Origin of the sequence: Kitasatospora azatica KCTC 9699, from assembly GCF_000744785.1 — a bacterium.
Lineage (GTDB): Bacteria > Actinomycetota > Actinomycetes > Streptomycetales > Streptomycetaceae > Kitasatospora > Kitasatospora azatica.
This window is the reverse complement of sequence record NZ_JQMO01000003.1, coordinates 2,084,437-2,096,540: the sequence shown is the minus strand read 5'-3', so window position 1 is coordinate 2,096,540 and position 12,104 is coordinate 2,084,437. Positions and strand designations below refer to the sequence as shown.

Genomic DNA, 12,104 nt, shown 5'->3' with positions numbered 1-12,104 from the left:
CCACCTGCATGACGAGCTACCGGTTGGACTGTCCATGACGTCGGCACGAATACGGCCCAGGATGATCCGCGAGGACCGGGCCGACAAGCGCTTCGGGCATATTCCAGCGATCGGGGGACACGGCACCGCATACTGTCCCGCTCGCTCTGCCGAGCATCGCAACGACCTTCGCACCGGCGTGACGAAACCTACCGCTCAACCACCGCCCACCGGCATCGGCCACGCGGCGGACACTGGCGAACCGTTCTTCCTACAAATCGCTCTCCCGGGCCCGGGTTGACGCTATACCGTGGACCCCATGACCGCGCCGGACTGGGACCAGCAGATGCGGTCGCGGTTGGCCCGCGGCGAGGAGAGCGCGCTCGGCGAGCTCTACGACCAGCTCTCGCCCCTGGTGCACGGCCTGGCCGGCAAGATCCTCGGCGACGAGACCGCCGCTGCCCAGCTGACCCGCGAGGTCTTCGGCCATCTCTGGGAGCACCCCGAGGAGTTCGACCCCGAGCGGTCACTGCGCTCCTGGGTCGGCGAACTCACCCACCGGCGGGCCGTCGAACGCCTGCAGCGGGCCGACCTCGGCCCCGAGGAGATCCACGAACGCGCCGCCGCCGCCCAGGTGCAGTACGTGGTGGCCGCGCTGCCGCCGGCCCTGCGCGAGACCCTCGAGACCACCTGGTACGACGGCCGCACCTACCAGGAGACCGCCCGGCAGCTCGGCATCACCGAGCAGGTGGCCCGCCAACGGCTCCGCCTCGGCCTGCAACTGCTCGCCACTGAACTGGAGTTCGGCTCGTGACGACGGAGCAGGGCGGCACCGGGCAGGGCTGGACCGGGCAGGAGCACGACGCCCTGCGCAGCCTGCTCGGCGCCTGGGCGTTGCGGGCCTGCCAGCCCGAGGAGGCCGCCGAACTCGAACGCCACCTGGCCGGCTGCGCCGACTGCGCCGAGGAGGGCGACCGGCTGCGCCGGGCCGCCGGCCGGCTGAGCATCGACGATCCACTCGACCAGCCGGACGGGCTGCGCCAGCAGGTACTGGACTTCTGCCTCGCCCGCCGCGCACCGGCCCATCCGCTGGCCCCCTGGGCCGCGCCGTTCGCCGCCGAGACCGCCAAGCTGGACGCGCTGCTGCGCGACCTGGGCCGGGCCGAGTGGCGGGAGGTGGCCGAACTGCCCTGGCACGGCGGCGTGCTACGGCTGAACCCGGCCGAGGTGCTGTGCCACCTGGCCGCCGTGGACGGACTGCTCGCCACCACCCTCGGCCTGCCCGATCCGGTGAAGCCGACCGAGCCGCAGGTGCCCCGGCAGGGCGGGCAGCCGGCCGGACCCTGGGCCGGACTGCTGGACCGCACCGAACGGCTCACCCGGGCCCAGGCGGAGGCCTCCACCGAGGAGGTGCGGCTGCTCTGGCGCAGCCAGACCCAGGCCGTGCTGCGGTTCGCCGAACCACCGGCCGCCGCCCTCGAGGTGGACTACGGCTTCGCCACCGTCCCGGTGCGGGACGCGTTCATCGACCGCGCCTTCGAGACCTGGATCCACGGCGAGGACGTGGCCCGGGCGGTGGACTACCCGTACGCGCTGCCGTCGCCGAGCCACCTGCGGCTGATGGTCGACCTGGCGGCCCGGATGCTGCCGGCCGCGCTGGCCGGGCGGCGGCAGGCCGCCTTCGCGGGCGGGCCCGCCGAGACCGGCGACGGCCGGGTGCTGCGGCTGGTGATCGAGGGGCCGGCCTCCGGCGAGTGGCTGATCCCGTTGGACGGCCCGGCGCGGCAGGCCTCACCGGAACCGCCACAGGCCGATCCGGTGGCCGAACTGGTGATGGACGGCGTGGAGTTCTGCCAGCTCGCGGCCGCGCACCGGGATCCGGAGCACCTCCCGGTCGGCGAGTACGGCGACCGGGCGGCGATCCGCGAGCTGCTGACGGCGGTGCCGCTGCTGTCGCGGCCGTGAGTGCGAAGACGGCTCGGGCGCAGGCGGCTCAGAGGAAGACGACGGCGACTCAGGCGAAGACGACGGTGCGGCTGCCGTTCAGCAGCACCCGGTGCTCGCTGTGCCACTTGACCGCGCGGGCCAGTGCCTGGCACTCCACGTCCCGGCCGAGCGCGACCAGCTGGTCCGGCGTCACATCGTGCTGCACCCGGGCCACCTCCTGCTCGATGATCGGCCCCTCGTCCAGGTCGGCCGTCACATAGTGGGCGGTGGCACCGATCAGCTTCACGCCCCGGGCGTGCGCCTGGTGGTACGGCTTGGCGCCCTTGAAGCTCGGCAGGAAGGAGTGGTGGATGTTGATCACCCGGCCGGAGAGCGCCTTGCACAGGTCGTCCGAGAGCACCTGCATGTAGCGGGCCAGCACCACCAGTTCGACCCCCTCGGCCTCCACCAGGTCGAGCAGCTGCCGCTCCGCCTCGGCCTTGGTGTCCCGGGTGACCGGGATGTGCACGAAGGGGATCCCGTAGGAGCCGGTGAGCTCCTCGAAGTCGGTGTGGTTGGAGACCACGGCGACGATCTCCACCGGCAGCGCGCCGATCGAGGTGCGGAACAGCAGGTCGTTGAGGCAGTGCCCGAACTTGCTGACCATCAGGACCACGCGCATCCGGCTGGCCGCCGGGTGGATCGCCCACTCCATCGCGAAGGAGGCGCCGATCGCGGCGAAGCTGGCCCGCAGGCTCTCCACCGTCACCGGGCGCTCGGCCGAGAAGTGCACCCGCATGAAGAAGAGCCCGCTGTCGCTGTCCCGGTCGCCGTACTGCTGGCTGTCGATGATGTTGCAGCCGGTCATGAACAGGTAGCTGGAGACCGCGTGCACGATCCCCTGCTTGTCCGGGCAGGAGAGGGTGAGCACGTACTGGTTCGACTCGCTTGCGGTCTGCTGCTCCACGCTTGGTCCTTCTCGTCTCTCCCGCTGGTCAATCCCCCTAGCCTGGCACAGTCCGCGACCGGTCAGCCGATTCGGGTGAGAATCCTCAGTACTTCGAGCGAACGCGGCGCCGTGTCCGGGTCCTCGCCGTCGTTGCGGGCCAGCAGTTCGTGCGCGGCCCGGGCCGCCGCCACCGCCTCCGGCCAGTCGGGGTGGGCCAGGTAGACGGCCGCCGGGGCGTCCGCACCCACCTCGTGCAGGATCCTCAGCACCCGCAGCACCGCGGCGTCCACCAGGGCGGCCTCGGCGGCGTCCCGGACCACGGTGCCGATGTACTTCTCGGCCGACCAGCGGTCCAACCAGCTGTCCTCCACCAGCCGGTAGACCGCGTCGGTGACATCGCCGTAGCCTTCCCGGCCGGTCGCCCAGTACTCGTGCTGGAAGGCCGGGTCGGCGAGCATGTGCAGGGCGGAGCGAAGCCGGGCGCGCCAGCGCCACCAGGGCAGATCGTTGAGCGGCATGCCGCCCATGGTGCTGGAGCGGCGCCCCGAACGAGAAGGGTTTCGAGCAGAGCTGTTCGAAGAATCTGTGGTGACCGCCATGGGCAGAGATCGTACGTTCCCCATCCATCCCCCATCTACACGCGTCCGCATCGCGAGTTCATGCCATGTTGGGTGAACGTTCGTTTTCCTGCCCTCTCGTGGTGTGAACCCCGGGTGAGGGTGGGTTTCCGACCAACTGCACATTGGGAGGGGACCCCGAGATGACCGACGCAATGCGTGCGCCTCAACGGCGCAGCCGACGCGGCCGCTACCTGGCCCTGGCCGCCACGGCCGCGCTACTGCCGGCCCTGCTCGCCACCTCCGCCTGCGGTGGACCCGCGGACGCCGCCACCGGCAAGTCCGAGCTCACCGTCCTCACCTTCGCCCCCGCCGGCACCGGCGCCACCGACCGCCCGGGCATGACCGCGCTGGCCGGCGCGATCGGCGCCGAGATCGACGCCCAGGGCGGCATCTCCGGCCACCGGCTCAAGGTGCTCACATGCAACGAGCACAACACCGCCGACGGCGCCGCGGCCTGCGCGAGGCAGGCCGTGGACGCGGGCGCGGTCGCAGTGGTCGGCTCGTACAGCCAGTTCGGCGACACCTTCATGCCGCTGCTGGAGAACGCCCGGATCCCGTACATCGGCGGCTACGGCCTGTCCCGGCCCGAGTTCACCAGCCCGATCTCCTACCCGGTGGCCGGCGGCACCCCCGCGCTGATCGCCGGCAGCGGGCGGCAGCTGGTCGCCGCCGGATGCCGGACGGTGTCGCTGATCCGCCCCGACACCCCCGCCGGGGACAACCTGGTCGGCGCGCTGGCCGGGGCACTCAACCCGGCCGGGGTCAAGCTCACCGACGTGCGCACCGGGGAGAAGTCCACCGACTACACCGGGCAGGCCAAGCAGGCGATCGGCGACGACAAGCCGAACAACTGCGTCACCGCGGCGCTCGGCCCGGTGCCCACCCTCAACCTGCTGGACTCGCTGCGCCGCCAGCCGCACAAGAACACCCGGCTCGCCTCGGTGATCGGCAGCTTCCAGCAGTCGGTGGTCGACTCCACCGGCGGCGACACGGGGCCGCTCGGCGGCGCCTACGCGACGGGCTGGTACCCGCCGGAGACCTCGGCGGTCTGGGACCCGCTGCGGGCCACCGTACGGACCCACGGGGCCGCCGACGTGAACATCGACGACGCCGACCCCGGGGTCGAGACCACCTGGGTCGGCTACCAGGTCTTCCTGAAGGCCGTCCAGCGGCTCGGCTCCCACCCGGTCACCCCGCAGTCGCTGCGCGAGACCCTCGACAACGGCGGCCCGATCGACACCGGGGGCGCCACCCCGCCGCTGAGCTGGGGCCTGACCAGCATGCTGGCCAGCGCCGACTCCCCGCGCCTGGTGAACACCTCGGTCACCTTCCAGCAGGTCCAGGGCGGCCGCCTGGTCGAACAGCAACCGGGCTTCGTCGACGTCCGCTGGGTCCTCACCGGCGGCAAGCCCCCGGCCTCCTGAGGCAGCCGCAGGGACCCGTGGGTAAGGGCCGGCCCCGCTCAGTGTCTGAGCGGGGCCGGCCCTTACCCACCGCAGCGAGCGGCCAGGGCCTTCCGGCCCTAGAGCTGGGACTCCGAGAGGCTCGGGAGGCCGGCCTGGGTCGCGATGGCGTTCCACAGGGTGGAGGCCTGCTTCTTGGCGGTGCTGGCGGTGCCGCTGGCCTGGTCGCCGGCCTGGCGGTGCGGGTTGTCGTTCTGCTTGGCGGGGTCGCAGCCGCCGGCCGCGTCGCCGGCCCAGGCCGCGTAGGCGTCGTCCGCGTTGGCGGAGGCCTGCCAGGCCTGGTTGAGCTGGTCCACCAGCTGCTGGCCGGTGGGCAGCTTGTCCACCTTGAGCGCGGCCAGCGAGGTGAGCAGCTGCTTGCGCTGGGTGGAGGCCTGGGTGAGGGCGGTCTGCGCGGCGCCCGGGTTCTCGCAGCTCTTGATCGAGCCGACCGCTCCGATCACCGCCTGCCGGCTGGCGTTGGCCGTGCCGAGCAGGTTGGAGAGCCCCTGCGCCTGGCCCTGCGCGTCGGGGCTCAGCGCGGACGGGCTGCCGCTGCCACTGGTCTGGGCGACGGGCGAGCTCACCGCACCCTTGGCACCGGCCTTGGGCTTGGCCTTGTCGTCGCTGCCCCCGCCGGCCAGCACGCCGATCAGGATCCCGCCGATCGCGCAGACGGCGACCACGCCGCCGATCACGGCCTTGCGGGACAGGCCCTGGGAGCGGCCGCCGCGCGGGGCGTTGGCCCGGCCGAGCTGGGTGGTCTGCTCGGCGGGTGCCTGGGGGTAGCCACCGAGACCCTGCTGCCCGCCGAAGCCCTGCTGGCCCCCGTAGCCGGGCTGCGGCGGCACCGGCGCGCCCCCGAGGCCCTGCTGGTCCGCGAAGCCCTGCTGACCGCCGAAGCTCTGCTGGCCCCCGAACGTCTGCTGGCCCCCGAACGTCTGCTGCCCGCCGAAGCCCTGCTGCCCGCCGTAGCTGGGCTGCGGCGGCTCGCTGGTGGGGTACGGCGGCAGGTACTGGGTCTCCGGCGCGGGCTGCGCGGCCGCCTCCGCCTGGTACCCGCCCTGCTGCTCGCCCCAGGACGCGCCGGGCGCCAGGTACTCGGGAGCGCCGTGCGGCGGCTGCTCCTGGGGTGCCGCGGGCGCACCGGCAGCAGGCGCACCGGCCCCGCCTGGCGCGGCCGGCTCCGGACGGAACAGGTCGTCCAGGTTGAAGTCACCGGAGTTGGGGTACGAGCGGCGCTGGCTCAACGCGAATCCTCACCTGTGCACGGCCCTGGGCACGCCGACACGGTCAGCGGTGTCCGGGCGGTCCGTGGTCCGGATCGCCCGCGCTGTCTGTGCGGTATGAGCACCCTGGCCTTCCTCGGTTCTTCCGCGCGCTCAGCTGACGGCGGACCACTTCTGCTGGGGTTCCTCGGAACGTCGCGCCCACGCTACCGGTTCACCGCTTCGGGTGACCACGCGGGCGGCGGTTCCACGGCTGCGAGCACCCGCAGCCGCCCCGCCGCCCCACCGCTACGCCGCTTCCATCTCCGCCCGCTGCTGGAACTCCCGCACCACCCGGTGCTCGCGGAACGGCTCCAGCCGCCGCCGGAAGTCGTCCAGGTACTCCACCCCGCGGTTCGAGCGCAGCCCGTTGAGCAGCCGCATCGCCTGCGCACCGGTCTCGCAGGCCCGTTCGATGTCGCGCTGCTGCAACTGCGCGGTGGCCAGCAGCACCAAGTCCACCGCGCGGCGCCGGACCCGGGTGGGCGGGTGCAGTTCGAGTGCGATCCTGGCCTGCCGCTCGGCCTGCTTGGCCTGTTCCAGGTCCCGGTAGCAGTGCGCCAACTCGTCGGCCAGGTAGGCCTCGTCGAAGTGCACGATCCAGTCCGGGTCGTCCTCGGGGTTGCGCTGTCCCATCGCGGCCACGGCCTTGGCGGCGACCAGCTCGCAGGAGCGGATGTCGCCGAGCAGCGCGTGGCCGCGCGCCTCGGCGGCGTAGAACATCGCCATCGCGGTGGGGGTGGCCACCGAGCGGGCGCCCTCCTGGGCGGCGCGGGCGAGTTGGGCGATCTCCCGGGGATTGCCCAGGGTGGCGGCCAGGTGGCTCATCGAGGCGGCCAGCACGTAGCCGCCGTAGCCGCGGTCGTCGGCGGCCTGAGCCAGCCTCAGGGCCTGGATGTAGTACCGCTGGGCGAGTCCGGGCTGCCCGGTGTCCACCGCCATGTAGCCGGCCAGCTCGGTCAGCCGGGCCACCGCGCCGAACAACTGGCGGCCGGTCTCCTCGCGGTAGCCGCCGCTGAGCAGTCCGGAGACCACGCTGTTGAGGTAGTGCACCACCACCGGGCGGACGTGCCCGCTGCCGAACCGGTGGTCGAGGTCGACCAGCATCTCGGTGGTGGCCCGGATCGCGGCCACGTCCGAGAGCCCGACCCGGGGGCCGCCGGTGCGCGCCACCACCGGGTCCGGCGGGGTGATCAGCCAGTCCCGGCTGGGCTCCACCAGGGCGGAGGCGGCCACCGAGGCGCCGCCCAGGAAGTCGCGGCGGCTGACGTCGCTGCGCCACAACTCGCAGACCTGTTCCAGGGCTCCGCTGAGCGTGGCGGCGAACTGCAGTCCGACGCCGGAGGTCAGGTTCTTGCCGTCGGCCATGCCGATCTCGTCCACGGTCACGCCGCGGCCGAGTTTGCGGCCGAGCGCCTCGGCGATCACGGCCGGTGCCTGGCCGCGTGGTTGCTGGCCGCGCAGCCAGCGCGCGACCGAGGTCTTGTCATAGCGCAGATCGAGCCCGTGCTCGGCGCCGCAGAGGTTGACCCGGCGGGCGAGACCCGCGTTGGAGCAGCTCGCCTCCTGGATCAGCGACTGCAGACGCTCGTTGGGCTGTCGTGCGACGAGTGGTCTCGCGGCCATGGGCTTCGCCTCCCCAGCGCCCCCGGTTCCGGCCGGCGGGCGTCGACTCTGCTGCTCTGGTACCGGCCGACGCTTTCCATGACAGCGAACGGCGTGCCGACTACCCGGCCAGTGAAGGAACTTGAGGCCAGGTTAGCGATCAACGACACCATCGGGATACCCATGCGGACGACCTGTTCCCCATGCGCGCCCTGGAAAATGCTCCTGTGCGCCCCCGCTGCGCCCACCTGGCCGACAGGGTCCCAACGCCAGGCCAACGCCGGATGGACGCCTGTGGGGCGCCATGTTCCGCGCCAGGGCCCGCCACCCCTCGCGACCTGGCACCGGCTTCGCACGCCCGCTGCATTGATCACCGGTTCGAGTGACATTCCGTGCTTCGGGGCGCCCGCCCGCCCCCGCCCCGTAACCCGCCCAACGGCCGGTAGTTGAGCAGCACGTGGAAGAGACCCCAGGAGCCCCGGAGCAGGGCAGTGACGGCAAGCCGATCTCCCCGCTGCTGATCGAAGCGGTCCGCTATGCGGAGGAGCGGCACTGGGAGGTCGTGCCAGGCACCCACCTGATCGAGGACGACGGGCCGCCGCGCTGCTCCTGCGGCGCCCCGGCCTGCCCGATGCCGGGCGCGCACCCGGTCACCCAGGACTGGCAGCGCCGGGCCAGCGCCGGCCCCGGCGTGGTGCGGCGCTGGTGGACCGAGAACCCGCAGGCCTCGATCCTGCTGCCGACCGGGCGTTCCTTCGACGCGCTGGACGTGCCGGAGCGGGCCGGCTGCCTGGCGCTGGCCCGGATGGAGCGGATGGACCTGCAGCTCGGCCCGGTACTGGAGGCGCCGGCCCCGCCCGGGCAGCGCGGCCGGCGGCTGCTCTTCCTGGTGCTGCCGGGCACCCTGGCCAAGCTGCCGGAGATGCTGCGCCGGCTCGGCTGGGGTCCGGGCCGGCTGGACCTGACCGGCCGTGGCGAGGGCGACTGGATCGTCGCCCCGCCGTCCCGGCTCGGCGCGTACGGCTTCGCCCAGTGGGCCCGCAAGCCGTCCGCGGCCAACCGCTGGCTGCCGGACGCGCAGGAGCTGATCAACCCGCTGACCTACGCCTGCGGCCGGGAGGCCCCGGCTGCCCGGGTGACCGCGCCCAGCCCGGTGCCGGCGGCGCCGAGGCGCTGACGCACCGCCATCCCGAGCGTCAGCCCTGCTGACGATCCGTCAAACCGCTGAGCGGGCCGGTGTCCACCGGCCCGCTCGGTGGCGTGTTCGGACATAAGACATCGGTGTACCCGGCGGCCGGGATGACAAGCCGCTCGTACGAGTGACAACGCTCAAGGATTGCCCCGCGCTGCCGAGGGGATGATCCACCCCGAGACGCGAACAGCCCAAACCGAGACGAAAGGGGCAGCAACGGGCCGGACGCACCAAGGCCGGGGGATGCCGGAGGGGACGCCTGGACGGGGAAGCCGGGCGGCGGCACAGGGGGGTCGGGAGGGGACGGGAGGGAGCAGGAGGGGAACGGGAGGGAAAACGGGGGGTCGGGCCCGGCGCGCGGGGACGCGCCGGGCCCGAAAACGTCTCCGCCCGGCTGCCCGGCCAACGCGACTACCCGGCCTGCGCGACCGCCCGGCCTGCGCGACCGCCCGGCTACCGGGCCACGAGTGCTACGCCTGGGCGACGAAGACGTGCGCCGCGATCTCCTTGCCGAGCTCGGCGGCGTCCTCCCCCGCACCGACCAGCACCCCGCCGGCCATCGGCGCCACCCGCACCGTCGCCCCCGGGCGGACCCCGGCCCGGCGCAGCGTGCGCATCAGCACCTCGTCGGTCTGGATCGGCTCGCCGATCCGGCGGACCACCACATCGGCGCCGGCCTCGCCCGGGTGCAGCGCGTCCAGCGTGACCAGGGCGGCGTCGAAGCCCTCGCCCTCGGCCTTGGTGTCGCCGAGCTCGTCCAGGCCGGGGATCGGGTTGCCGTAGGGCGACTGGGTCGGGTGGCCGAGCATGGCGAGCACCTTGCGCTCGACCGTCTCGCTCATCACGTGTTCCCAGCGACAGGCCTCCTCGTGCACCTGCTCCCACTCCAGGCCGATCACGTCGACCAGCAGGCACTCGGCGATCCGGTGCTTGCGCATCACCCGCACGGCGAGCCGGCGGCCCTCCTCGGTGAGTTCCAGGTGACGGTCGCCCGCGACCTGGAGCAGACCGTCCCGCTCCATCCGGCCGACCGTCTGGCTGACCGTGGGACCGCTCTGTTCCAGGCGCTCGGCGATCCGGGCGCGCATCGGGACGATGCCCTCCTCCTCCAGTTCCAGGATGGTGCGAAGGTACATCTCAGTCGTGTCGATCAGCCCAGACATCGCCGCCGGCTCCGTTCCCTCGGTGTCGTCACCGCCAATTCTGACGTACCGCACAGACAACCGATCCCGCCCGGCCCCCCTTCCCGCTCGGTTTCGTCCCTGTTGACAGCGGGCCCGTCCAGGCAGCACGGTGCTCGCCGTAGCTTTCTCCACTGGCCAAGAGGGAAGATCGCGATGAACGACCTGGTCGGGCAGTACTTCGACGCTGCGGTGGCACACCTGCAGCGGGTACGCACCGAGGAGGCCGAGGCGATCGAGCGGGCGGCCGCGCTGCTCGCCGAGGCGGTCGCGGAGAACCGGCGGATCTTCGCCTTCGGCGCCGGCCACTCCTCGCTCCCGGCCCAGGACGTGGTCTACCGGGCCGGCGGCCTGGTGGTCTTCAACCTGCTGAACGTGCCCGGCATGACCGGCGTCAACGTGATGCCCGCGCCGCTCGGCAGCGCCCTGGAGCGGGTCTCCGGGCTGGCCACCGCGACCCTGGACCTGACCCCGGCCACCGCCGGTGACCTGCTCTTCGTCATCTCGTTGTCCGGCCGGCAGGTGATGCCGGTGGAGTTGGCCGCGCACGCCCGGGCCCGCGGCCTGCGGGTGGTCGGGGTCACCTCGCTCGACTACCCGGGCCGGGTCAGCTCGCAGCACCCCTCGGGGACGTACCTCAAGGACCACTGCGACGTGGTGCTGGACAACAAGATCGAGGTGGGTGACCACGAACTCAGCCACCCGGGCGTGGAGACCGGCTTCGGCTCCGTCTCCACCATCGTGACCAGCGCCTTGATGCAGGCAGTGGTGGCGAGCGCGGTCGGCCGGCTGGCCGACCAGGGCATCACCCCGCCGCTGTTCCGCTCCGGCAACGTGGACGGCGGCACCGACTGGAACGCCAAGCTGATGGTCGAACACGCGGACCGGATCTACTACTCCTTCTGACCGACCCGATCCCCGACCCGAGCAGAACGGCGCGTACTACACCTGTGCGCGGCCACGGTGACCGCTCATACTGCAACGAGCGGACACCACGCGCACTCGGGGGGACGGGATGGCGGCCGGCGGACCACCCACTGATCCGGTCAGTGAACGGGAGTTGCTGCCGGAGCTCTTCCACGCGGCCGACTCCACCTCGCTGCTCGCCCAGCGGCGCTCGATCACCCTGGTCCGCTGGGAGCTGCTGCTGCTCACCGCGGCCGCGGCCGTCGGCTCGCTGGGCGGCGGCGGCTTCGCCTGGGCGGCGGCGGCCGGCTACCTGGCCACCGCCACGCTGGCCGTGGCGCTGACCCGGCAGCAGCCGCTGGGCCTGTGGTACGAGGGCCGGGCCGCCGCCGAGTCGGTCAAGACGCTGGCCTGGAAGTACGCGGTGCGGGCCGACGCCTATCAGCCACCGCCGACCACGCTGCCCGACGCCGAGGGCCTCTACCAGCTCCAACTGCGCGGCCTGCTGCGCGGTTTCCGGCACAGCGCGGCGCTGCCCGCCGACGCCGAGCAGCAGGCCGGCGTCACCGCCGCGATGCGCGAGCTGCGCGAACAGCCGCTGGAGGTGCGGCGCGAGGTGTACCTGCGCGACCGGGTGCAGGTGCAGTACGACTGGTACCGGGCCAAGGCCGGCTACTGCGAGCGGGCCGGGCGGGTGACCGAGTGGCTGGGCATCGCGCTGCCGGCCGTCGGCCTGCTGCTCGCCGTGCTGCGGGCGGTCGGCACGCTGCGCTTCGACCCGCTGGGCACCGTCTCGGCGGTGGCCGCCTCGGTCGCCGCCTGGGCCCAACTGCGCCAGTACCGGCCACTGGCCGCCGCCTACCGGCTGGCCGCCGACGAACTGGAGCTGGTCCGCGCCCAGTTGACCCAGCTCGACCTGGCCGCCGGCGGCTCCGAGGAGCTCTGGGCCCGACTGGCCCGGGACGCCGAGGACGCCGTCTCGCGCGAGCACACCACCTGGCAGGCCCGCCGCGAGGTCCGCGGCCCCAACCACTGA

The 12,104-nt window shown here is 73.0% G+C and carries 11 protein-coding genes; 6 read left to right on the top strand and 5 right to left on the bottom strand.

Going from position 1 to position 12,104, the window contains the following annotated elements; translation table 11 throughout:
- The first annotated feature begins 298 nt into the window (after positions 1–298).
- Both BR98_RS19950 and BR98_RS19945 read left to right on the top strand, forming a co-directional pair.
- Positions 299–793 carry a sigma-70 family RNA polymerase sigma factor gene (locus tag BR98_RS19950; protein WP_035846518.1) on the top strand — a complete coding sequence of 165 codons (495 nt, stop codon included), beginning with the start codon at positions 299–301 and terminating at the stop codon, positions 791–793.
- A complete protein-coding gene (locus BR98_RS19945; RefSeq protein ID WP_051969959.1) occupies positions 790–1,944 on the top strand; it encodes a zf-HC2 domain-containing protein in 1,155 nt (384 codons plus the stop codon). Before BR98_RS19950 ends, BR98_RS19945 begins: the two co-directional genes overlap by 4 nt.
- Before the next feature lie 49 nt (positions 1,945–1,993).
- On the opposite strand, the gene purU is transcribed toward BR98_RS19945, so the two are convergent.
- A complete protein-coding gene (gene purU, locus BR98_RS19940; protein WP_035846516.1) occupies positions 1,994–2,872 on the bottom strand; it encodes a formyltetrahydrofolate deformylase in 879 nt (292 codons plus the stop codon).
- A 62-nt stretch (positions 2,873–2,934) separates the two neighbouring features.
- The gene (locus BR98_RS19935; RefSeq protein ID WP_083976748.1) at positions 2,935–3,453 is read right to left on the bottom strand and encodes an SCO4402 family protein; all 519 of its coding nucleotides are present in this window, start codon (positions 3,451–3,453) and stop codon (positions 2,935–2,937) included.
- Positions 3,454–3,614: 161 nt separating this feature from the next.
- On the opposite strand from BR98_RS19935, the gene BR98_RS19930 reads away from it, so the two are divergent.
- Complete coding sequence (locus BR98_RS19930; protein WP_063774810.1) at positions 3,615–4,898, top strand: ABC transporter substrate-binding protein; 1,284 nt, start codon at positions 3,615–3,617, stop codon at positions 4,896–4,898.
- Between the two features lie 98 nt (positions 4,899–4,996).
- Here the strand turns inward: BR98_RS19930 and BR98_RS19925 are convergent, their stop codons facing one another.
- Entirely contained in the window at positions 4,997–6,166 is a 1,170-nt protein-coding gene (locus BR98_RS19925) for a hypothetical protein (protein WP_051969958.1), read from the bottom strand.
- A gap of 267 nt (positions 6,167–6,433) precedes the next feature.
- Positions 6,434–7,810: a hypothetical protein gene (locus BR98_RS19920; RefSeq protein WP_035846510.1), complete on the bottom strand. Its 1,377-nt coding sequence runs from the start codon at positions 7,808–7,810 to the stop codon at positions 6,434–6,436.
- Positions 7,811–8,246: 436 nt separating this feature from the next.
- Here BR98_RS19920 and BR98_RS19915 point away from each other — a divergent pair, with 436 nt between their 5' ends.
- Positions 8,247–8,966 (top strand): bifunctional DNA primase/polymerase, encoded by a 720-nt coding sequence (locus BR98_RS19915; RefSeq protein ID WP_051969957.1) that lies wholly within the window; start codon positions 8,247–8,249, stop codon positions 8,964–8,966.
- Between the two features lie 485 nt (positions 8,967–9,451).
- Here BR98_RS19915 and BR98_RS19910 read toward each other — a convergent pair whose 3' ends face one another.
- Positions 9,452–10,144 carry a metal-dependent transcriptional regulator gene (locus BR98_RS19910; protein ID WP_035846507.1) on the bottom strand — a complete coding sequence of 231 codons (693 nt, stop codon included), beginning with the start codon at positions 10,142–10,144 and terminating at the stop codon, positions 9,452–9,454.
- A gap of 174 nt (positions 10,145–10,318) precedes the next feature.
- On the opposite strand from BR98_RS19910, the gene BR98_RS19905 reads away from it, so the two are divergent.
- Positions 10,319–11,068 carry an SIS domain-containing protein gene (locus BR98_RS19905; RefSeq protein WP_083976746.1) on the top strand — a complete coding sequence of 250 codons (750 nt, stop codon included), beginning with the start codon at positions 10,319–10,321 and terminating at the stop codon, positions 11,066–11,068.
- Positions 11,069–11,177: 109 nt separating this feature from the next.
- Positions 11,178–12,104: a DUF4231 domain-containing protein gene (locus BR98_RS19900; protein ID WP_051969956.1), complete on the top strand. Its 927-nt coding sequence runs from the start codon at positions 11,178–11,180 to the stop codon at positions 12,102–12,104.